Source organism: Rhodococcus sp. JS3073 (assembly GCF_026810085.1).
GTDB classification, from domain to species: domain Bacteria; phylum Actinomycetota; class Actinomycetes; order Mycobacteriales; family Mycobacteriaceae; genus Rhodococcus_F; species Rhodococcus_F wratislaviensis.
Genome location: NZ_CP113951.1, coordinates 1,029,343 through 1,050,890 on the forward strand (window position 1 = coordinate 1,029,343; position 21,548 = coordinate 1,050,890).

General features: G+C 67.9%; 22 protein-coding genes. 12 read left to right on the plus strand and 10 right to left on the minus strand.

All coding sequences use genetic code 11. The features are described from left to right. Position 1: 1 nt before the first annotated feature. Positions 2–721, plus strand: coding sequence for a TIGR03089 family protein (locus OYT95_RS04980; RefSeq protein ID WP_005240016.1), 720 nt, complete (start codon positions 2–4; stop codon positions 719–721). Here OYT95_RS04980 and OYT95_RS04985 read toward each other — a convergent pair. After that, positions 706–1,062: a hypothetical protein gene (locus tag OYT95_RS04985; protein ID WP_268792199.1), complete on the minus strand. Its 357-nt coding sequence runs from the start codon at positions 1,060–1,062 to the stop codon at positions 706–708. The genes OYT95_RS04980 and OYT95_RS04985 overlap by 16 nt on opposite strands. A gap of 144 nt (positions 1,063–1,206) precedes the next feature. Between OYT95_RS04985 and OYT95_RS04990 the strand changes: the two genes are divergently transcribed. Then, positions 1,207–2,058: a DUF559 domain-containing protein gene (locus OYT95_RS04990; protein ID WP_268790898.1), complete on the plus strand. Its 852-nt coding sequence runs from the start codon at positions 1,207–1,209 to the stop codon at positions 2,056–2,058. 78 nt (positions 2,059–2,136) lie between these two features. Here the strand turns inward: OYT95_RS04990 and purE are convergent, their stop codons facing one another. Then, positions 2,137–2,664 carry a 5-(carboxyamino)imidazole ribonucleotide mutase gene (gene purE / locus OYT95_RS04995; RefSeq protein WP_005563291.1) on the minus strand — a complete coding sequence of 176 codons (528 nt, stop codon included), beginning with the start codon at positions 2,662–2,664 and terminating at the stop codon, positions 2,137–2,139. Beyond that, positions 2,648–3,907, minus strand: coding sequence for a 5-(carboxyamino)imidazole ribonucleotide synthase (locus tag OYT95_RS05000; protein ID WP_037245073.1), 1,260 nt, complete (start codon positions 3,905–3,907; stop codon positions 2,648–2,650). Before OYT95_RS05000 ends, purE begins: the two co-directional genes overlap by 17 nt. 130 nt (positions 3,908–4,037) lie before the next feature. On the opposite strand from OYT95_RS05000, the gene OYT95_RS05005 reads away from it, so the two are divergent. After that, positions 4,038–4,583 carry a GtrA family protein gene (locus OYT95_RS05005; RefSeq protein WP_037179117.1) on the plus strand — a complete coding sequence of 182 codons (546 nt, stop codon included), beginning with the start codon at positions 4,038–4,040 and terminating at the stop codon, positions 4,581–4,583. Between the two features lie 3 nt (positions 4,584–4,586). Here OYT95_RS05005 and OYT95_RS05010 read toward each other — a convergent pair whose 3' ends face one another. The 5 genes from OYT95_RS05010 to OYT95_RS05030 are packed head-to-tail and all read right to left on the minus strand — an operon-like array spanning position 4,587 to position 8,645. Next, entirely contained in the window at positions 4,587–5,921 is a 1,335-nt protein-coding gene (locus OYT95_RS05010; protein ID WP_037245070.1) for a sensor histidine kinase, read from the minus strand. An 8-nt stretch (positions 5,922–5,929) separates the two neighbouring features. After that, on the minus strand, positions 5,930–6,610 hold the full coding sequence (locus OYT95_RS05015) for a response regulator transcription factor (protein WP_025432276.1): 681 nt from the start codon (positions 6,608–6,610) through the stop codon (positions 5,930–5,932). Between the two features lie 39 nt (positions 6,611–6,649). Further along, positions 6,650–7,207: a PH domain-containing protein gene (locus OYT95_RS05020; protein WP_105413190.1), complete on the minus strand. Its 558-nt coding sequence runs from the start codon at positions 7,205–7,207 to the stop codon at positions 6,650–6,652. Positions 7,208–7,222: 15 nt separating this feature from the next. Further along, positions 7,223–7,780, minus strand: a complete 558-nt coding sequence (locus OYT95_RS05025; protein ID WP_005264683.1) for an HdeD family acid-resistance protein — start codon at positions 7,778–7,780, stop codon at positions 7,223–7,225. A gap of 16 nt (positions 7,781–7,796) precedes the next feature. Further along, the gene (locus tag OYT95_RS05030; protein ID WP_268790899.1) at positions 7,797–8,645 is read right to left on the minus strand and encodes a biotin--[acetyl-CoA-carboxylase] ligase; all 849 of its coding nucleotides are present in this window, start codon (positions 8,643–8,645) and stop codon (positions 7,797–7,799) included. 116 nt (positions 8,646–8,761) lie between these two features. Here OYT95_RS05030 and OYT95_RS05035 point away from each other — a divergent pair, with 116 nt between their 5' ends. The 3 genes from OYT95_RS05035 to OYT95_RS05045 are packed head-to-tail and all read left to right on the plus strand — an operon-like array spanning position 8,762 to position 11,416. Next, on the plus strand, positions 8,762–10,402 hold the full coding sequence (locus tag OYT95_RS05035; RefSeq protein WP_268790900.1) for an acyl-CoA carboxylase subunit beta: 1,641 nt from the start codon (positions 8,762–8,764) through the stop codon (positions 10,400–10,402). Then, positions 10,399–10,761 (plus strand): acyl-CoA carboxylase subunit epsilon, encoded by a 363-nt coding sequence (locus OYT95_RS05040; protein WP_268790901.1) that lies wholly within the window; start codon positions 10,399–10,401, stop codon positions 10,759–10,761. Before OYT95_RS05035 ends, OYT95_RS05040 begins: the two co-directional genes overlap by 4 nt. A 10-nt stretch (positions 10,762–10,771) precedes the next feature. Further along, positions 10,772–11,416, plus strand: coding sequence for a Maf family protein (locus tag OYT95_RS05045; protein WP_037241292.1), 645 nt, complete (start codon positions 10,772–10,774; stop codon positions 11,414–11,416). Here the strand turns inward: OYT95_RS05045 and OYT95_RS05050 are convergent. Beyond that, a complete protein-coding gene (locus OYT95_RS05050) occupies positions 11,399–13,117 on the minus strand; it encodes an MFS transporter (protein WP_268790902.1) in 1,719 nt (572 codons plus the stop codon). The genes OYT95_RS05045 and OYT95_RS05050 overlap by 18 nt on opposite strands. A 249-nt stretch (positions 13,118–13,366) precedes the next feature. On the opposite strand from OYT95_RS05050, the gene OYT95_RS05055 reads away from it, so the two are divergent. Together OYT95_RS05055 and OYT95_RS05060 are read left to right on the plus strand one after the other, a co-directional pair. Further along, the gene (locus OYT95_RS05055) at positions 13,367–14,884 is read left to right on the plus strand and encodes a condensation domain-containing protein (protein ID WP_037241297.1); all 1,518 of its coding nucleotides are present in this window, start codon (positions 13,367–13,369) and stop codon (positions 14,882–14,884) included. Beyond that, complete coding sequence (locus OYT95_RS05060; RefSeq protein ID WP_037241300.1) at positions 14,884–16,326, plus strand: condensation domain-containing protein; 1,443 nt, start codon at positions 14,884–14,886, stop codon at positions 16,324–16,326. The genes OYT95_RS05055 and OYT95_RS05060 overlap by 1 nt, the downstream gene beginning before the upstream one ends. Here the strand turns inward: OYT95_RS05060 and OYT95_RS05065 are convergent. Beyond that, complete coding sequence (locus OYT95_RS05065) at positions 16,293–16,703, minus strand: group III truncated hemoglobin (RefSeq protein ID WP_037241304.1); 411 nt, start codon at positions 16,701–16,703, stop codon at positions 16,293–16,295. The genes OYT95_RS05060 and OYT95_RS05065 overlap by 34 nt on opposite strands. 147 nt (positions 16,704–16,850) lie before the next feature. Between OYT95_RS05065 and OYT95_RS05070 the strand changes: the two genes are divergently transcribed. From OYT95_RS05070 to OYT95_RS05085, 4 genes are all read left to right on the plus strand, one after another. After that, a complete protein-coding gene (locus tag OYT95_RS05070; protein ID WP_037241306.1) occupies positions 16,851–17,750 on the plus strand; it encodes a sulfurtransferase in 900 nt (299 codons plus the stop codon). Then, positions 17,747–18,163, plus strand: coding sequence for a SufE family protein (locus OYT95_RS05075; RefSeq protein ID WP_037241309.1), 417 nt, complete (start codon positions 17,747–17,749; stop codon positions 18,161–18,163). The genes OYT95_RS05070 and OYT95_RS05075 overlap by 4 nt, the downstream gene beginning before the upstream one ends. A gap of 21 nt (positions 18,164–18,184) precedes the next feature. Then, the gene (locus OYT95_RS05080; RefSeq protein WP_268790903.1) at positions 18,185–19,561 is read left to right on the plus strand and encodes a condensation domain-containing protein; all 1,377 of its coding nucleotides are present in this window, start codon (positions 18,185–18,187) and stop codon (positions 19,559–19,561) included. Positions 19,562–19,692: 131 nt separating this feature from the next. Continuing rightward, a complete protein-coding gene (locus tag OYT95_RS05085) occupies positions 19,693–21,480 on the plus strand; it encodes an acetyl/propionyl/methylcrotonyl-CoA carboxylase subunit alpha (RefSeq protein ID WP_268790905.1) in 1,788 nt (595 codons plus the stop codon). Positions 21,481–21,548: the final 68 nt, after the last annotated feature.

Sequence of the window (21,548 nt, forward strand, 5' to 3'; positions counted from 1 at the left end):
CATGAACCATGCGTCCCGCACGCTGACCGACGCCCTGCTCGACCCCATCCTGAAGAACGACCCGGCCGGACCGCGCGTCACGTTCTACGACGACGCCACCGGCGAACGGGTCGAACTCTCGGCCCTCACGCTCGCCAACTGGGCGGCCAAAACCGCCAACCTGCTGCGTGACGAATTCGGCGTCGAGCCCGGCGCCCGCGTCGCGGTGCTCCTTCCCGCGCACTGGCAGACCGCCGCGGTTCTGCTCGGCGCATGGTGGGCCGGCGCCGAGGTCGTGCTCGAACCCGATGCGGACGCCGAAATCGCACTCGTCTCGGCCCAGCACCTGGGCGACGTCGAGGACGTACCCGAGGTTGCGGCGCTGTCGCTGGACGCGTTCGGCAGGCCCGTCCCCGACCTCCCCGTCGGCATCACCGACTACGCCACGTCCGTGCGCGTCCACGGCGACCAGTTCCGGCCGACGGTCGCCGGACCCGCACTGGCGGGCAAGAGCGTCGACGACGTTCTCGCCGCGGCGCTCGCCTCCGCCGAATCGCAGGGGATCACCGGTACCGACCGGGTGCTGTCCGAAGAGGCGTGGGACTCCCCCGACGCCCTGATCGACGGTCTGGTGGCCGTCTTCGCGGCCGGCGCGTCACTCGTGCAGGTCACCAACGCCGACCCCGCAGCCCGGTCGAGGCGCGTGGACACCGAGAAGATCACCCGTCAACTCTCCCGGTAGCCGCCGTCCGCGAGGCCCGCGGCGATCTCGAACCTGTTCCGGGCACCGCGGTGCCGCAACTCCTCGAACAGGTACCGCAGCGCGAAGGTCCACCCGTACGTAGCCCATTGGTCGGCGTGGACCGCTTCGTGTCGCACGAGCGCTCTCGCCGGGTCCCGGCCGGTGAGAAATGCGCCGCCGATCGTCGTCCCGCCGCGTGCGTACCCACCCCGCATCCCGCTGCACACGAAGATGCCGAAGTTGGCGTCGAACGTGATGCGGGCGCCCCACAGTCGGGCGTACGCCAGCGCGAGCCGTGTGATCGCCGCGGACTGGGGGTTCCCCCGCGACGCTCGGATCATCGGCACACCGCGGCTGCGTTTCACAGGCGCAGGATAAGTGCTCGAGGCGAGGTTCATCCACAACTTCTCGCCCATCCACAGACCAACCTGAAGTCCCAGTTCGCGCGCGGCAGGGATGACGCGCCCACCACGATGCTGTCGATCATGACCGCACGCATTCGTACCCTGAAAGAACTCACCGACGCCGGAATCACCCGCAGTACCATCGCCGCCCGGTGCCGAAGTGGCAGCTACCACCGCGTGCTGCCCACGGTGTATTCCCTCGTCGAACCCGACACGTACGTGCGGTGTGCCGCCGTGTCGGCATGGCGGCCGGCCGCGGTCCTGAGCCACCGCACCGCGGCCTGGCTCTACGGCTGGTTGCCCGAGCCGGCGGTCGTCGAGGCGACGATTCCCCGGGGCCTCCGCGTCACGCCGCCGGACTGGCTTCGGCTGTACCGCCGCGACCTCGCACCGCACACGGTGTCGATGGTGTCCCTTCTTCCGGCGGTGTCGCCCGCCCAGGCGCTCTTCGATTGCGCAGTCGTCATGCCCGAAGGAGACGTGGCGTCCCTCGTCGACAGCGAACTCGACCGCAGCGTCGATCCGCACGAGTTCCGTGACCTCTGCGCCGCTCACCACGGTCGGCACGGTGCGCCCGCGGCACGGCGACTGTTACGCCACGCTGCCCTCCGAGCCGCGTCGGAACCCGAGCGGGTACTCGGTCGCCAGCTCAGCCTTCGCGGTTTCCCGCTCGAGGCCAACCACCCGATCGGTCCGTACGTGGGTGATTTCGCCGACGAGCAGGCGCGGATCGTGGTCGAGGTCGACGGCCGCGAGTTCCACAGCGAGCCCGACGTGTTCCGGAACGACCGACGGCGTCAGAACTGGCTCGTCAGTGAGGGGTGGATGGTGCTCCGCTTCGCCGCCTACGACGTGCTGGCGCATCCCGATGTGGTCGCCGCCGAGATCATCGATGCGGTGCGTCGACGGCTTCGCAGTCGGCGCCCGAAGTGAACTGAGCCGCCACTCCTTGCTCCCCCAGGGCTGATTCGGCCCCGGAGCAGCGAAGAGTGGCGGCTCAGTTCGACGCGGTCAGCCCAGCAGCTTGTCGCGCAGTGCCTTGTCCTTGTCCAGGACCATCTTCTCGAGCCCGTCCTGGAACGCGACCATCTGCTGCTGCAGTGCGGGGTCGGAGGCGCCGAGGATGCGGACGGCGAGCAGACCGGCGTTGCGGGCGCCGCCGATGGACACGGTTGCGACGGGGACGCCTGCGGGCATCTGCACGATCGAGAGCAGCGAGTCCATGCCGTCGAGGTATTTCAGCGGGACGGGCACACCGATGACGGGCAGTGGGGTGGCCGACGCGACCATGCCCGGTAGGTGGGCGGCGCCCCCGGCGCCGGCGATGATCACCTGGATGCCGCGGCCGGCCGCGTCCTTCGCGTAGTCGAGCATGCGCTGCGGTGTGCGGTGCGCGGAGACGACACCCACCTCGAAACGCACCCCGAACTCGGCGAGCGCCTCGGCGGCGGCCTCCATGGTGGGCCAGTCCGAGTCGCTGCCCATGATGAGCCCGACCTGTGCGCCCTGCCGTGCTGCCGTGTCACTCACCGTGTACATCCCATCCGTCGGTCCATTCAGCGTGCGAGAGCCAGTGGGCGGCACGCTCGGCACGCTCCCGTACCCGCGCCACATACTCGGGGTCGTCGATCGAGCCGGGTCCCCCGACGATGTTCACGTGGCCGATCTTCCGGTCCTCACGCTCACCCTTGCCGTACAGATGAATCTTCGCGTCGGGCATCCGGGCGAAGAGGTGGTGGACGCGTTCGTCCATGCTCATCTCGGGGGCCGTCGGCGCACCGAGCACGTTCGCCATCACCGTGATCGGCGCGAGCGGTGCGGTGTCGCCGAGCGGGTAGTCGAGGACGGCGCGCAGGTGCTGCTCGAACTGTGAGGTACGGGCGCCGTCCATCGTCCAGTGGCCGGAGTTGTGCGGGCGCATCGCGAGTTCGTTGACGACGAGCGTTCCGTCGGTGGTTTCGAACAGTTCGACGGCCATCGCGCCGACCACCCCGAGTTCGGACGCGATGCGGAGCGCGAGTTCCTCGGCGGCCTCGGCGACCGAGTCGGGCAGAGCGGGGGCGGGGGCGAGGACCACGGCGCACTGCCCGTGGCGTTGCACCGTCTCCACGACGGGCCACGTGGCGCCCTGGCCGAACGGTGACCGCGCCACCATCGCGGACAGCTCACGCCGCATCTCGACCTTTTCCTCGACGATGAGGGAGACACCCTGGTCGAGTTGCCGGGTGACGATGCGCTCGGCTTCGTCGGGATCGTCGGTGATCCACACGCCGCGACCGTCGTAACCGCCGCGGACGGCCTTGATCACGACCGGCCATCCGTGTTCGGCGCCGAATTTGACGACGTCCTCGGCCCAGGTCACCTCGGCGTAGGCCGGGACCGGTGCGCCGAGTTCGGCGAGCTTGCGGCGCATCGCCAGCTTGTCCTGCGCATAGATGAGTGCCGTCGGCGGCGGCTGCACGTTGACGCCCTCGGCGACCAGGATGTCGAGGTGCTCGGTGGGCACGTGCTCGTGGTCGAAGGTCAGCGCGTGCGACCCGACCGCGGCCCTGCGGAGCGCGTCGAGGTCGGTGTGGCTGCCGAGGACGACGTCGGGGCTCACCTGCGCTGCGGGTTCGTCGGCGGTGCCCGAGAGCACCCGCAGTGTCTGGCCGAGCGCAATCGCGGCCTGGTGGGTCATCCGCGCGAGTTGGCCGCCACCGATCATCGTCACGACGGGTTGCCCGGCGGTCAGATCGCGGGGTGTCGTGGGACGCGGTGTGGAGTCAGAGTTGCCGGTCACGGGTCACTAGTTTGTCACGTCCGGCGCGGGGTTCCGCCGCCGAGGTGCCGGTCCGCACTTTCTGTGATTCTCCTGATGATCTCGCCGCCAATTGGTGGTATCCGGTCCGACTTTCGTAAACTCATCCGTTGTGTCATTTGTCGACGGCGTCCTAGCACGCGTTCCCCAGCCTTTTCGGGCTCTCGCGTTGCGGCATCACGAACTGATCAAGTTCGCGATTGTGGGCGGCACCACCATGATCTTCGACCTCGCCATCTTTTATTCGCTGAGCCTGACGATCCTCGAAGAGAAGCCTGTTGTCGCAAAAGTTCTGTCCGGAATTCTCGCGACGGTCCTGAGTTACATTCTCAACCGCGAATGGTCGTTCAAGAACCGTGGCGGACGTGAACGACACCACGAGGCCCTGCTGTTCTTCACGATCAGCGGGATCGGCGTACTCCTCGCCGCCGCGCCCCTGTGGATCGCCAACAACGTGTTCGACATCCGTGCCAGCCAGGAGAACCTGACCACACTGGTGGTGGTCGACTTCGTGCTCAACTACATCATCGGAAACCTGCTGCAGATGGTGTTCCGGTTCTGGGCGCTCCGCCGGTTCGCCTTCCCCGACGAGAACGTGCACATCATCGATCCGGACCTCGTCGACGAAGCTGTCGAGGAAGAGTTCGGCCACTCCTGATCGTCAGCGCGGTTCCCGGATCCCGGTGACCCGTGTCGGCACGTGCTCGCGCGCGAGGGGAACGAAGATCGCGAACAGGGCCGGACGGCGACGCTGCAGTTCCAGCCGGCCACCGTCGGCCTCGATGAGTGCACGGGCCAGCGCCAGGCCCACACCGGTCGAACCGGCCCCCGAGAAACCGCGATCGAAGATGTGTGGCGCGAGGTCGTTGCTGACCCCGACTCCCTCGTCCGACACCTCGACGCACACCATCGTCTCGCGCGGCGAGGTCTCCTCGCCGGGCGTCCTGAGATTCTGACCCTGGATCAGACGCACCGCGACGGTGCATGTCCCCGCCCCGTGCATGAGCGCGTTGTCGACGAGCACCGCGACGGCCTCACGGAGCCGGGAACCGGTGGTCGACGCCATCACGTTCGTGTCCCCGCGCAGCACCAGTTCGCGGTCGGCGTCCTCGAACGGCCGCTTCCAGTCCGCGATGACCACACTGAGCTCCCGGATCACCGACACCTGGGTCTCGGTGCCGTTGCTGCGTGACGAGCGGACCAGTTCGTCGATCGCGACGGTCAGTCGGTCCACCTGCGCCATCGCCTCGTCGGCCTCGACCACGACCGCGGGGTCCGAGTGCACGGACAGTTCGTCGAGCCGGAGGCGGACGGCGGTGAGCCGGCTGCGGAGCTGGTGTGAGACGTCCGCGACGAGTGCGTGTTCGCGCTGCAGCCGTCCCGCGATCTCGACGGTCGCGGAGTCCAGGACGTCGGAGACGCGGTCGAGTTCGGGGATGCCGTGACGCCGCACGTCCGGCCGGAAGTCGCCCTCCGCGAGCCGGGCCGCCCGGTTGGCGACGTCCCGCAGCGGATCGGCGAGCCGCTTCGCTGTGACGTAGGCGACCACGGTGCCTGCCGCGATGGACACGAGCACCAGCAGCGCGACGGCACCGACGGCCTGGCGTTGCTGGGTGCGCATCTCGTCGGACGGCACTTCGAGGCGGAGCGAACCGGACGTGCCCATCGCGAGAGATTCCACGAGCGGCGACTGCACGGACGATTCGCCGATGTCCACTCGCGCGGCGCCGTCGTCGGTGGTCGGATAGACCACCACCAGTCGGCCCCCGGCGGGCGTCAGCAGACGCAGGGAGTTCGTGTCGAGATCACCCTCGACGACACCGTTGACGCCCTCCTGGGTGATGATCTCCGTCGCCATCCGATCGAGCCGGACCTGGAGATCGCTCCGGTTGAAATCCTCGACCCACAGCCACGCCGTGTAGATGAGCGGCACACCGAGCAGCAGCGCCGTCAGGATCACGACTGCGAGGATCGACTGGAGAATTCTGCGGCGCACTACCCCGCCTAGTCGGTGTTGATGCGGAAACCGACGCCGCGGACCGTCGCGATGCGACGCTCGGCGGCGGGGCCCTCGTCACCGATCTTCCGGCGAAGCCACGACATGTGCATGTCGAGTGTCTTCGAGCCGCGCAGTTCCACGTCGCCCCAGACCTCGGCGAGGATGGTGTCGCGGGAGACCACCTGACCCGCGTGTTCGAGCAGCACCCGGAGAAGCTCGTACTCCTTGTTGGCGAGGGCGATCTCGGTTCCGTTCACGAGCACCCGTCGGGCCGCCGGTTCGAGCCGGATGCCGCCGACCTCGACGACGGAATCCTCACCGCCGCCGCGACGGCGCAGCAGGGCGCGCACCCGGGCCATCAGCTCCGCCAACCGGAACGGCTTGCCCACGTAGTCGTCGGCGCCCGCGTCGAGTCCGACGACGAAGTCGACCTCGTCGGTGCGTGCGGTGAGCATGAGCACTGCCAGTTCCGAACTGTGGGCGCGCACTTGCCTGCACACCTCGAGTCCGTCCATCCCCGGGAGGCCGAGGTCCAGGATCAACAGGTCGTACGCTCCGTCGAGAGCCTGCTCCAGCGCTGCGGGGCCGGTCTGCTCGATGGTGACGTCGTATCCCTCCCGGCCCAGTGCCCGCGACAGCGGGGCGGCAATGGCTTCGTCATCTTCGGCAAGCAATACAGCAGTCACCTCCACAGCGTACGGAGGTGCGAAGACGGCTGTGACCGGTTACCAGCCTTTGCCGGTGTCGGCGTCGCCGCGCGGGTCGTCTCGCTCCCGTTCGCGGTGGAGATCCATCGCGTCGAACACCTGGTGATAGAGCAGCGAGTGGACACGCTGGACGTCGGGGATGTCGTCGAATTCCAGCGGGTCGTCGGAAGACGACACGATGACGAGCGTTCCGGTGCGGAGCATCCGGTCGAGGAGGCCGTGCCGGAATTGGACGTTGCTGATGCGTCCCATCGGAATGTCGATCCCGGTGTGCGTCATCACACCCTGACGGATGAGGACACGACGGTCGGTGACGATGAAGTGGGTGAACTTCCAGCTGAGAAACGGCGCGACACAGCGCCATACGACGAGGCCCAGCCACACCACGAGGACGACGACGAGCACGACGTTCAGCGCGGAGCCGTCCAGCTTGTTCTCGGCGAACCCCGCCGCGAAACCCGCCACGGCCGTCGCCAGCAGAAAGGTGACGGCGGGGAGCAACAGCATCTTCCAGTGTGGATGACGGTGAAGCAGCAGTTCCTCGTCCTCGGCGAGGGCGTCCTCCGGATATCCCATGCGAAGAGTGTGCCTCTACCGCATGCGGCTGAGCACTATCGGGGTGATGACGATGATGATGCCGTACAGCACCATCCACACTCCGACCACGATCACGAACACCTCGAGCGACAGTTCGGGCTGCAGGAGCACGAAGCCTCCGGCGACGACGCTGATCACGCCGAGCACGATGGTCAGCCCGCGATCCGCGACCGAACCCGAGGCGCCTTCCACGATTTCGAGGACACCCCGGAACACCCACCATGCACCGACGACGAGCGCGATGATCACGACGGTCTGGAGCGGGCTCCTCAGCACGAGGAACGCGAGAAGTATTGCCAGGGCGCCGGATACGCCCACCAGCGTCCGTGCGGCTCCCCCGGCCTCGACGTCGGCGAACGCCCGGATGATCTGGACGATCCCGAAGCCGAAGAACTGGATGGCGATCAGGACGGCCAGAACCGTGAGCGTCACGTGCGGCCATACGAGCACCGCGATGCCGAGACCCAGTGTGAGCAGACCGAGCACCACCGTGAGGCCGGTCAACGTGCGCCGGGCCGCGGTGACGGAGGACTCCGGAATTGAGGTACTCATGTACCACAGTGTGGCACTACTCGGTGCGCACCGGGCGTAAATGTGTGATGTCACCTGCGGCGACGGCGACCGTTCCGGGCTGGCCGTCGGGGGCGATCACGACCCGGCCCTCCGCGTCGACGTCCGTTGCGATGCCGATCAGTTCGCGACCGCCGGGCAGTTCGGCGCGCACCCGCTGGCCGAGCGTCCCGCAGCGGGCGCGGTAGGCCGCGGCGAGTTCCGTGACGTCCCAGTTGGAGTCGTGCCATTGCTGCCAGCGATCGGCGATGGCGCGCAGCACCGCCCGCACGAGGGTGTCGCGGTCACTGACCTCGGCACCTTCGAGGACGAGGGACGTGGCGTGCTCGACGGGCAGTTCCTCCCTCGTGAGGCTCACGTTGAGACCGATCCCGACGACCACCGCGGGATCCGGTGCCGTGGCGGACACCTCGGCGAGGATGCCGGCGACCTTGCGGCCGTCGATGAGCACATCGTTGGGCCACTTGAGTACCGCGGGCACCTCGGCGGTCGCGCGGAGCGCGTCGACGACGGCGACACCGGTCAGCAGTGGCAGCCACCCCATGTCCTGGACGCCCATGCCCGGCATCGTCAGCAACACGGAGACCGCGATCTGCGCCTGCGGCGGACTCACCCAGGCGCGTGAGTGGCGGCCCCGGCCGCTGCCCTGGAATTCGGCGAGCAGCACGTGCCGGTCGCAGCTCGACGACGCGGCGCGCGCGAGAAGATCGGCGTTGGTGGACCCGGTCTCCTGCACGACGTCGAGGCGCGCCCAGAACCTGCGGGTGTCGCTGTCGTCGTCACCGCGGACGAGTGCCGCACGCAGATTGTCGGCGTTGAGAGGAGGTCGGTTCAGGTCGGTCCACATCACCACAGCCTAGGACGAGCAGGAAAAGGTACTGGTCAGTAGCCGGGTCCGGGCAACCCGCCGCCTGACCACCTCCCTTGGCAGAAGCTCGCCGGCTCTCGTTAAGCTGACCTGTCATGACCACTGTTCAGGAGCCGAGCGCGGCGGAGTCGGCGAGTACGCCCGATATTCACACGACGGCGGGAAAGCTCGCCGACCTGCGTAATCGTCAGGCCGAGGCGCAGCACCCGAGCGGTGAAGCCGCGGCCGAAAAGGTCCACGCCAAGGGCAAGCTCACCGCCCGCGAACGCATCACCGCCCTGCTCGACGAGGGCAGCTTCGTCGAACTCGACGCCCTCGCCCGGCACCGCTCGGTGAACTTCGGCCTCGCCGACAACCGCCCCGTCGGCGATGGCGTCGTCACCGGCTACGGCACCGTCGACGGCCGCGACGTCTGCGTCTTCTCCCAGGACGCCACCGTCTTCGGCGGCTCCCTCGGCGAAATCTACGGCGAAAAAATCGTCAAGGTCATGGACCTCGCCCTCAAGACCGGCCGCCCCCTGATCGGCATCAACGAAGGCGCCGGCGCCCGCATCCAGGAAGGCGTCGTCTCCCTCGGCCTCTACGGCGAAATCTTCCACCGCAACGTCCAGGCGTCCGGCGTCATCCCGCAGATCTCGCTGATCATGGGCCCCGCCGCCGGCGGCCACGTCTACTCCCCCGCCCTGACCGACTTCGTCGTCATGGTCGACCAGACCTCCCAGATGTTCGTCACCGGCCCCGACGTCATCAAGACCGTCACCGGCGAAGACGTCACCATGGAAGATTTGGGCGGCGCCCACACCCACATGGTCAAATCCGGCGTCGCCCACTACGTCGCCTCCGGCGAACAGGACGCCCTCGACTACGTCAAGGACCTGCTGTCCTACCTGCCGTCCAACAACCAGGCCGCCGCCCCCCGGATGCTGCCCACCGACCCGATCACCGGGTCCATCGAAGACTCCCTCACCGGCGAGGACCTCGAACTCGACACCCTCATCCCGGACTCCGCGAACCAGCCCTACGACATGCACGAGGTCATCCGCCGCATCCTCGACGACGACGAATTCCTCGAGGTCCAGGCCGAACGCGCCGGCAACATCGTCGTCGGCTTCGGCCGCGTCGACGGCCGCTCCGTCGGCATCGTCGCGAACCAGCCCACCGTGTTCGCCGGCTGCCTCGACATCGACGCCTCCGAAAAAGCCGCCCGCTTCGTGCGCACCTGCGACGCGTTCAACGTCCCCATCATCACCCTCGTCGACGTCCCCGGCTTCCTGCCCGGCACCGACCAGGAATACAACGGCATCATCCGCCGCGGCGCGAAACTCCTCTACGCCTACGGCGAGGCCACCGTCGGGAAGATCACCGTCATCACCCGCAAGGCCTACGGCGGCGCCTACGACGTGATGGGCTCCAAGCACATGGGCGCCGACGTCAACCTCGCCTGGCCCACCGCCCAGATCGCCGTCATGGGCGCCTCCGGCGCCGTCGGCTTCGTCTACCGCAAACGCCTCCTCGAGGCCGCCAAGAACGGCGACGACGTCGACGCCCTGCGCCTGCAACTGCAACAGGAATACGAGGACACCCTCGTCAACCCGTACGTCGCCGCCGAACGCGGCTACGTCGACGCCGTCATCCCCCCGTCCCACACCCGCGGACAGATCGTGGCCGCCCTGCGCCTGCTCGAACGCAAAATGGTCACCCTCCCGCCCAAGAAGCATGGGAACATCCCCCTATGACCGCGATCACCGAGGACGAATTGCGCACCGAGACCGGCCCGGACGCGACGCCGTCAGTCAACGGTTCCGCAGCGGACACCACGACCACGAACGGCGCGGCGACCGACGTGCCGAGTGACACGGACGGAACAGCGGCCGACGCTGCGCGTAAGCCTTTCTTCACGGTGGTCAAGGGCTCACCCTCCGACGAGGAGATCGCGGCGCTCGTCGCGGTGTTGTCCGCGGTCGCTGCCGCCGGCAGCGGTGATCCCGATTCGCACGTCCCGCCCGAGTCCTGGGGTGCTCCCACGCGGATGCACCGCAGCATCGCCCCGTTCTCGCCCTACGCGTTCCCGAACGTGTCGGCGTACCGGCATTGATCCGGATCCGGTGACGTCCTTCGTTCTCGCCTCGGCTTCCCCAGCGCGGCTGGCTGTTCTGCGCAGCGCCGGGGTGGAGCCGGTCGTGCGAGTCTCCGGAGTCGACGAGGACGCTCTCATCGCGGCACTCGGTGCCGACGCCGCCCCGGAGCACGTCGTCACCGAACTGGCCCGCGCCAAGGCGAGCGACGTCCTCCCCGTTCTCGCCCGGGACGGGATCTCGGACGCCGTGGTGGTCGGATGCGACTCCATGCTGCTCATCGACGGGTCCCTCCAGGGCAAACCCGGAACCGTCGACGTCGCCCGCGCGCGGTGGTCGGCGATGGCCGGCCGTAGCGCGACCCTGCTCACCGGGCACAGCGTCCTGCGGATCGCGGAGGGCGCGGTGGTGGGTGACGCACACGATCACAGCGCCACCGTCGTCCATTTCGCGAGCCCACCGGACGCCGATCTGGAGGCCTACCTCGCGACCGGGGAACCACTGCAGGTCGCGGGCGCGTTCACCCTGGACAGCCTCGGGGGTTGGTTCGTGGACCGAATCGAGGGCGATCCGTCCAGCGTGATCGGGATCGGTCTGCCGCTCGTCCGGAGGTTGCTCGCGGAGGTCGGCGTCGGCGTCGCCGAGTTGTGGGCGTCGTCAGGCCGCGTCGGCTGACCGTTCGTCGACCTGCTGGTTCCGGCGCGGAAGCGTCAGCGACGCCACACCGATCGCGGCCGCCACCGCCGCGATGATCCAGAGGATGCGGCGTTCTGCCTGGAGGAACGCCTCGCCTGCCGCTGATCGCGTCGATTCCCGTGCGGCCACCACCGCGGAGTCGGCGATCTGCTGCTGAGTCGCACCGAGCGCCGCACCTCCGGAGGCCGGAGAACGGCATTCGTCCGGCACCTTCATCGGGGACGTCGACCCGAGTTGCTCCGTCGCGCATCGTACGAACGTCTCCTCCGCCCGCGGAATCAGCGCCGGCGGCACCCCGGCCTCGGCGAGCTGCGCGATCAGCGCAGGCCGCTCGGCCTGCACCGCGTCCGCCGACTGCGTCGCGACGAGGTTGAAGAACACGACGCCGATCACTGCGAGCCCGATCGAGCTGCCCACCTGCTGGACTGTCGGGAGCAGGCCCGACACCGAACCTGCGTTGCGCGGCTGCACGGTCGCGAGGATCGCCGTCTGGAGCGGCGCCACGAACAAACCGAGGCCGGCTCCCCCGATGAACAGGGGTCCGGCCAGCGCCGACCACCGCGGATCGGTGCCCTCGTGCTGCAGTTGCGCCGCCAGCACGACGAGGGAGCCGGCGAAGAGCACCATCCCGAGAGGCAGGACGAGGTTGCCGATGCGCCGGTAGACGACGGCGGACGCCAGCGCGGCGAGGCCGGTCCCCAGGGCCCACGGCAACGTCATCACCCCGGCCCTGAGCGGTGAGAACCCGAACCCGAACTGCAGCGTGAGGGAGATGGTGAAGATCAACGACGTGAGCGTCCCGAAGAACACGAACGCGATGGCCGCGCCGAGCGAGAACGCGCGGTCGGTGAACAACTCGAGGCGCAGAACAGGGTCGCCGCCGCGGCGCCCGAGCCGCCACTCGTAGACCACGAACGCGATCAGGACCGGCACCGAACACAGCAGCATCACCACGATCGACGTCGGCCAGCCACGTTCCCTCCCCTCCGCGAGCGGAAAGATCAGGAGGAACAGGCCGACCGCCGACAGCACGGCGCCGCCCACGTCGAGTCGGCGGATGCCGTCGGGCTTCGCATCGACCAGATAGAAGTAGCCGAGGACCAGCGCCGCGAGTCCGATCGGGAGGTTGACGAAGAAGATCAGCCGCCAACCCCAGTCGAAGAGGTCCCACTGGATGAGAAGTCCGCCGACGAGCGGACCGCAGATCGTGGCGAGCCCGATGGTCGCGCCGTAGATTCCGAACACGCGCGGGTGGGAGCGTTTCGGAAAGAGTCCCGAGATGATGGCGAACGTCTGAGCCGACATCGACCCCGCCGCGAGGCCCTGCAACGCCCGCGAGACCACGAGAGCGGTCGGCGACTGGGCCAGGCCGCAGAGCAGTGAGGCGACGATGAAGACGGCCAGTGCTGTGAGGAAGACGCGTCGCCGGCCGAGTAGATCCCCCAGTCGCGCCGCTGTGATCAGCGAACATGCGAAGGACAGCGTGTAGACGCTCACCATCAGCAGCTGCGCCGACACCGAGGCGCCGAGATCGACCGCGATGCTCGGAAGCGCGACGTTGACGATGGTCGCGTCCAGGAGTTGCATGAATACGGCGGCGAGACTGGTGGCCAGACCCAGCCACGGGACCCACCGACCGAGTTCGCCTCGATAGAGTGCGTCACGCTGAGTCACAGGCATCCGGACAGGCTAGCGGCTCGAACCTCACAGAATGCTGTGAGGTGGTTCAAAGGTTGCTGGATAATACGCGAAGAACTTGCAGCGTAGAACCCTTTTGCCCGACACTTGACTGGACCGGGACCGACCTGTAATCAGTCTCATACTTCTTTACCTCTCGCGGTAAGGCACTCGGTGCCGCATCCTGTTGCGAGAAGTCCGTGCCACACCCGACCGAACTCGCAACCGATTCGACACCCGAGGAGCCGCTCGATGGACTTGAACTTGATCACCCACTGGAAGCCAGAGCCTGGGAGGGTCGTCGAGTGGAAAGTCACGGACGCGAGTGCACGTGCGGCTGCCGAAGCGCCGGTGGATCCGGCACTGCCGACCACCATGCAGGAGCGGCACCTGCGGCGGGCCCGGCTGGCGGCGAACAACGGCGAGACCCAGTCCCCGTGGATCGGCATCGCGTTCGACTTCCCGGGCAGGCTCGACCGCGCCGCGATGACCCGGACCCTCGAGCGCTACATCCTGCGGCACGACACGCTGCACAGCTGGTTCTCGTTCGAGAACGCGGACGCCGACCCCACGGACACCGCGAACGCGGTCCGGCGGCACGTCGTGCCCGTCGACTCGATCGCCCTCACGGCGCACGAGAGCGAGAACCTCACCACCCCTGAACAGGTCCGCGACCACATCGCCGCGCGCTTCGCGAACGACACGAGCGCACTGGCCTGGCCTGCATTCGTGTTCGGCGTGGTGGAACATTACGACGCCGCGGCTCCCGGGACCGACGACAGCTTCACCCTGTTCCACGCCGTCGATCATGCGCACACCGACATGCAGTCGATGATCCTCACGTTCGCCGAGACACGGATCATCTATCAGGCCGAACTCGACGGTGTCCAGCCCGAGCTGCCCGATCCGGGAAGCTACGTGGAATACAGCCGGCGGGAGCGGGAGAAAGCGGCGACGCTGACCCTCGCCTCCCCCGAGGTGCACGGCTGGATCGGTCACCTCACCCGCAACGGCGGCACCTTCCCGAGTTTCCCCCTCGACCTCGGGGCGTCGGACGAACCGAAGCCGGCCATCGGCAGCCGATTCGACCTAGCCGACGCCGACGAGTGCGAGCGGTTCGGTGCCGTGTGCAAAGCACACGGTTCCAACTTCATCGGCGGCGTGTTCGCGGCCCTCGCCATCACCGAACACGAACTGGTCGGGCGCGACCGCTACATGGCGCTGTCCCCCCTCACCACCCGCACCGACCCGCAGTTCTACTGGTCCCAGGGGTGGTTCATCAATCTCATTCCGGTCGGGTTCGCCCTCGAGGACGCCACCACGTTCACCGGGCTCGCCCAGCGCGCACAGGACGCCTACCGGTCGGGCAAGGCGCTCGGCGAAGTATCGGTGCAGCAGGTGATCGACACCGTTCTCGCTCAGGCCGGACCCGAGGCGATGTCGCAGCCCACCACACTGGCGCCGCCTCCGATCGTGTCGTACATCGACGGGCGGCGATTGCCGCAGACCGAGAGCTTCACGTCGACGCGGGCGACCGGCATCGTGGGGGGCAAGGCCACCCAGATCGCGTCGATCTGGATCAACCGCGTCCTCGAGGGCACGTGGATGGCCGTCTCGCACCCCGACACCGACGAGGCGCACCGGTCCGTGACCGCATATGCGGAACGGTTGTCGACCATCATGAGAACCGTTGCCCGCGAAGGCGATTACACGGTGTCACCGTTCGTGCCGGCGGCGGCGGACTCCGCGACTGCCGCAGGGGTGGAGTAGTGCACGTCACGTCGATCGACCGGTACATGCTCGAACCCGGCCTGGTGACGGAATGGTCCGTCGCGCCGGGCGAGATCTCCCCGTCCGCGGTGCCGCCGTCGTACAACCAGCAATTCCACCTCGACACCGCACGGACCCACGGGGTCGGGCGAAGCGTCTGGATGGCAGCGGCATTCGACCTTCCCGGGACACTCGACCGGGACGCGCTCGCGCAGGCTCTGGTGCATTTCATCCGGCGTCACGACACTCTGCAGACCGGCTTCGATGTGAGCCCGGACGCGATGGCGCGCGTGGACCTCGATCCCGAGGACATCACCGTCGTCGCGTCCGAGTCCTCGGCGACGACGTCACCGGACGAGCTCCGCGACCATCTGCGGTACCGGTTCACCGAGGCGTGCGACCCGCTGACGTTCCCCGCGTACCTGTTCGCCACCATCGAGCGCGACTCGCACTACACCGTCGTCAGCGCGTTCGATCACACACTCGTCGACGGATACTCGCTCGTCATCGCGCTGGGCGAACTCCGGCAGATCTATCAGCGAATCATCGGACTCCGCGGCTCCGCTGTGCTCACGGAAGCGGACCTGACGAAGGAACTCGGCGATCCGGGGAGCTTCCTGCGGTACTGCGAACTGGAGGCCGAGGCGCCCGTCACGGAGATCGGCGACCCCCGGGTGCGCGAATGGGCACGCTTCTACGAGCGCTGCGGCGGCACCGCGCCCAGTTTCCCGCTCGATCTGGGTGTCGAGGCGGGCAGGCCCGCCCCGCAGGGAGCGGACGTCCGCCCCCTCCTCGACGCCGCCGACACCGAGCGGTTCGAGGAAATCTGCCTGGACTCGGGGGGAAGCCTGTTCACCGGGACGCTCACCGCGATGGGCATGGCAGTGCACTCGATCAACGGCATCTCCCGGATGCCGTTGCAGTTTCCGCTGCACATTCGCCAGGACCCACAGTGGGCCAATGCGATCGGGTGGCTCACGACGAGCGCGCCGCTGACGGTCGAACTGACACCCGACTGCGACTTCCAGTCGTCCCTGGCGCACACCCACGCCTCGTTCCGGACGGCCCTCACGCTCAAGGGTGTGACGATGGCCCAGGTGCGGGCGGCTCTCGGTGACGGATACCGCCGCACCCGCACGGATGTGTTCATGGTCTCCTACATCGATTACCGCAGACTGCCCGGCACCGACGATCACGACGAGCTGAACGCACACCACATCAGCAACGTGACGGTCGCGGACGACGCGCAGTTCTGGATCTCACGCACGCAGCGGGGTCTCGCGTTGCGGTCGCGGTTCCCCGAGACGCCGACGGCACGCCGGGCGGTCACCGAGTTCCTGGTGCGGCTGCGGGAGATCATGCACGACATCTGCGAGAACGGCGTCACTCCCATCGCGGAGCTCACCAGTCAGCTGAACCTGGAAGGCACTCCGGTCGTCTGACCGCCGGAGGGCTCGAACAGTCGTCGCCGCATCGCGTCGGCGATCTTGGCTGCCTCGACCGTGGCCCGGTGCGCGACGTCGCCCGCGAACAACTCGTCGACGCTGGACGTCCACAGTTCGACCCAGCGGTCGAAGTGGCGGTCGGTGAAACCGTGCCGGCCGTGCAGCGCCCGGTGTACGGCGAATGCGCTGCCGCGGTAGATGCCGGTGCGCAGCAGGATCGTCTCCCAGAAGTCGCACATGACGGGCAGGTGGTCGTCCAGGCCGATCACCGCGAGCGTCTCGAAGGCCGGTTCGAGGACCGGATCGGCCAATGCCCGGCCGTAGAAATGCCGGAGCAGCAGTTCCAGGTCGGCGCGCGTCGAGATGTCGGGCATGGGGCCTCCGTTCGGGTGCGAATGTACGCGCCCGCGCGGCCTCCCTCACCGTCCGCGGAAGGTAAGTGTGAACGCCGGTCGGAAGAACGTCCGGCGTCCGCCTAGAATTGACGCCGTCCCCGTCGCATCTGCCCCAGGAGCCCACCCGTGCCCGTAGCGCCAGATCCCACCCAGTCCTTCGCCGAGTACGCCAATCCCGGTCGGCTCGTGTCGACGGAGTGGCTGTCCGCGAATCTGGGCACACCCGGCCTCAAGGTGGTGGAGTCGGACGAGGACGTGCTCCTCTACGACGTCGGCCACATCCCCGGCGCCGTCAAGGTCGACTGGCACCTCGATCTCAACGATCCGGTGACGCGTGACTACATCGACGGCGAGGTGTTCGCCGACCTGATGAGCCGCAAGGGCATCAGCCGCGACGACACCGTCGTGATCTACGGCGACAAGAGCAACTGGTGGGCGGCGTACGCACTCTGGGTGTTCACGCTGTTCGGGCACGAGGACGTCCGTCTCCTCGATGGTGGCCGCGACGCGTGGATCGCCGAGAACCGGGACACCGCGTTCGACGTCCCCGAGACCTCCCCCACCGACTACCCGGTGGTCGAGCGCAACGACGCCCCGATCCGCGCATTCAAGGACGACGTGCTCGATCACCTCGGCAAGGGGCCGCTGATCGACGTGCGTTCGCCTCAGGAGTACACCGGCGAGCGCACTCACATGCCCGACTACCCGGAAGAGGGCGCGCTGCGCGGCGGCCACATCCCGAGCGCGCTGAGCATTCCGTGGGCCAAGGCAGCCGCGCCCGACAGCCGGTTCCGCTCGCGCGGTGAACTGAACGAGATCTACGGCGGTGTGTCCGCCGACGACGACATCGTGGCGTACTGCCGCATCGGTGAGCGTTCCAGCCACACCTGGTTCGTCCTCACCCACCTGCTCGGTTACCCCACCGTCCGCAACTACGACGGTTCGTGGACGGAGTGGGGCAACATGGTTCGCGTTCCGATCGTCAGGGGTGAAGAGCCGGGAGACGTTCCCGGCGCATCGTCATGACCGAACTACCCGATTCGCTTGCCGAGATCGTCGACGACTTCGCTGCCGTCGACGGCTCGGACAAGCTGCAGTTGCTGCTCGAGTTCAGCCGGGAACTGGCACCTCTGCCCGCCGAACTCGAGCAGGACGCGATGGAACCGGTGCCCGAATGCCAGTCCCCGTTGTTCCTGTCGGTCGACGACTCCGATCCGGAACATGTGCGGCTGCATTTCAGCGCGCCCGCGGAAGCGCCGACGACACGCGGTTTCGCGTCGATCCTGCACCAGGGCCTGGACGGGCACAGCGCTGCCACCATCCTCGGCGTTCCGGACGATTTCTATTCCGCGCTCGGGCTCGCCGACGCCGTCAGTCCCCTGCGGCTGCGCGGCATGTCCGCGATGCTCGCGCGAATCAAGCGGCATCTTCGCAGCTAGGCAGGGTCTGAACACACACTGATGGAATTCACCGAACTTGCCGACTACCCCGTTCCGGTGGGCGCGCTCACCGAATGGTTGCCGTGCGCCCGCTCGGAATGGGTGGACGATCCTCGCCCGGCCTCGTACATCCACGAGGCGCACCTGCGCCGGTGCTCCGACTCCGGCGGTCGCGAATCGTGGCTGGGTACCGCCTTCGAGATTCACGGCACGCTGAACGTCACCGCCTTTCGGTCGGCGCTGGAGAAGTGGACGGATCGTCACGAGGTGCTGCGCTCGCACACGACGTTCGACGCGGAAACCGAGCGCGTGCGCCGGCGCACCGTGCCGCAGGGCGGGCTGCACGTGGGGGTCGTCAGCCACGGGTACGACGCCGCCGGTGGCGACAACTTCGCCCACCTGCAGCAACTGTTCGACGAGTACGCCTCACCGCACAGTTGGCCGTCGTACGTCTTCGCGACACTCGAAACCGTCGAACGCGACCGGTTCACGGTGTTCTTCGCGGCGGATCACTCGATCATCGACGGGTTCTCCATCGTGCTCGTCGCCCACGAGTTGACCGCCCTGTACGAGGAGGCACTGTCCGGCCGGACGGCCAACCTGTTCCCCGTCGGCAGCTACATCGACTTCGGCCGTGAGGAGCGTGAGAACTCCACCGACGCCGAGGTGAAACGTGAGGCCCTCGACGTGTGGCGGTCGGCACTCGAGGGACCGGGGCTCCCCGAGTTCCCGCTCGAGGTCGGCCCGCGCACCTCGTACGCCCAGCAGAACCTGTCTGCCTGGATTCTCGATGCCGACCAGGCAGCGGCGTTCAACTCGGCGTGCCGCGAGGCGGATGTGGGGTTCTTCGCAGGCCTGCTCGCATGTCTGGGTATGGCCGGGGCGGAAGTGGCAGGGGATCAACGCTTTCGGACCGTCACTCCGGTCCATACGCGACACTCCCCGCAGTGGGCGTCCGCACTGGGATGGTTCGTGGGTCTCAGCCCGATCGACTTCGAGGTGACGTCGCACGACTTCGCCTCCGTCGCCCATGAAGCCGCCGAGAGCGTGGCCCGGACGAAACCGATCTCGGTGGTTCCGTTCGACCAGATCGAGAAGGAACTCGACATCCCCATCCGGCCGCGCTTCGTCGTCTCCTACATGGACGTCCGGTTCGTTCCCGAAGCGGGCCGCTGGCACGAGCGCAACGCCCGGGCGCTGCGGAGCCGGCAGTACACCCACGACGTGTACGCCTGGATCAATCGAACCCCCCGAGGCGTCAATTTGGCGGTCCGATATCCGGGCAACGACATCGCTGCCGCGAGCGTCCACACGTGGGTCGGGAGCCTCCGCAGACAACTGGAACAGGTTTCAACCAGCTACCCATCGGTAGGGTTGCGAAGCGTCGGACAGGCCTGACGGGAAATTTCGATCCGGTGACAACACGGATCGGTTCGGTGCTTAGACTCCGAAGTGATGCCGTAAACGACCGCTGGTGACACCCACGGGAGCCACCGCGGAGACAGAACATGCGAACCACAGGAGGCTCAGTGCCCAGTCATGCCAGCGCGCACATCACGAAGGTGCTCGTCGCGAACCGCGGTGAGATTGCAGTGCGGGTGATCCGGGCCGCAGCCGATGCCGGCCTGGCCAGCGTCGCCGTCTACGCCGAACCCGACGCCGACGCCCCGTTCGTGCGCCTGGCCGACGAAGCCTTCGCCCTCGGCGGGCAGACCTCCGCCGAGTCCTACCTGGTGTTCGACAAAATTTTGGACGCCGCCGCCAAGTCCGGCGCCGACGCCATCCACCCCGGCTACGGCTTCCTCTCCGAGAACGCCGACTTCGCCCAGGCCGTGATCGACGCCGGCCTGATCTGGATCGGCCCCTCCCCGCAATCGATCCGCGACCTCGGCGACAAGGTCACCGCCCGGCACATCGCCGAAAAAGCCAAGGCCCCGATGGCCGCCGGCACCAAGGACCCCGTCAAGAACGCCGACGAGGTCGTCGCCTTCGCCAAGGAATACGGGGTCCCCGTCGCCATCAAGGCCGCGTTCGGCGGCGGCGGCCGCGGCATGAAGGTCGCCCACACCATCGAGGAAATCCCCGAACTGTTCGACTCCGCCACCCGCGAGGCCGTCGCCGCGTTCGGCCGCGGCGAATGCTTCGTCGAACAGTATCTGGACAAGGCCCGCCACGTCGAAGCCCAGGTCATCGCCGACCAGCACGGCAACGTCATCGTCGCCGGCACCCGCGACTGCTCCCTGCAACGCCGCTTCCAGAAACTCGTCGAGGAGGCCCCCGCCCCGTTCCTCACCGACGACCAACGCCACCGCATCCACACCTCCGCCAAGGCCATCTGCAAGGAGGCCGGCTACTACGGCGCCGGCACCGTCGAATACCTCGTCCAGGGCGACACCGTCTCCTTCCTCGAGGTCAACACCCGCCTGCAGGTCGAACACCCCGTCACCGAGGAAACCGCCGGCATCGACCTGGTCCTGCAACAGTTCAAGATCGCCAACGGCGAACACCTCGACCTCACCGAGGACCCCACCCCCCGCGGGCACTCCTTCGAATTCCGCATCAACGGCGAGGACGCCGGCCGCGGCTTCCTGCCCGCCCCCGGCCCGGTCACCACGTTCATCCCGCCCACCGGCCCCGGCGTGCGAATGGACTCCGGCGTCGAAACCGGCAGTGTGATCGGCGGCCAGTTCGACTCCATGCTCGCCAAACTGATCGTCACCGGCGCCACCCGCGACGAGGCCCTCGCCCGCGCCCGCCGCGCCCTCGCCGAATTCCAGGTCGAGGGACTGGCCACCGTCATCCCGTTCCACCGGGCCATCGTCTCCGACCCCGCCTTCATCGGCGACGGCACCGGCTTCGACGTCTACACCAAGTGGATCGAAACCGAATGGGACAACCAGATCGAACCGTTCACCGGCACCCAGCCGATCGACGAGGACGAAACCCTGCCCCGGCAGAACGTCGTCGTCGAGGTCGGTGGCCGCCGCGTCGAGGTGTCCCTGCCCGGCCAGTTCACCCTCGGCACCGGCCCAGCCCCGGCCGGGGCGATCCGCAAGAAGCCCAAGGCCCGCACCCGCGGCGGCGCCCACGGCGGCGCCGCCTCCGGTGACGCCGTCACCGCCCCCATGCAGGGCACCGTCGTCAAGGTCGCCGTCGAAGAAGGCCAGCAAGTCGCCGAAGGCGACCTCATCGCCGTCCTCGAGGCCATGAAGATGGAAAACCCCGTCAACGCCCACAAGGCCGGCACCGTCACCGGCCTCGCCGTCGAACCCGGCGCCGCCATCACCCAGGGCACCGTCCTCGCCGAACTGAAATAGGCGCCTGCACCACTCGTGAGTCCTTCTCGACCCCCGGGGTCGAGAAGGACTCACAGTAGTCTGTACGC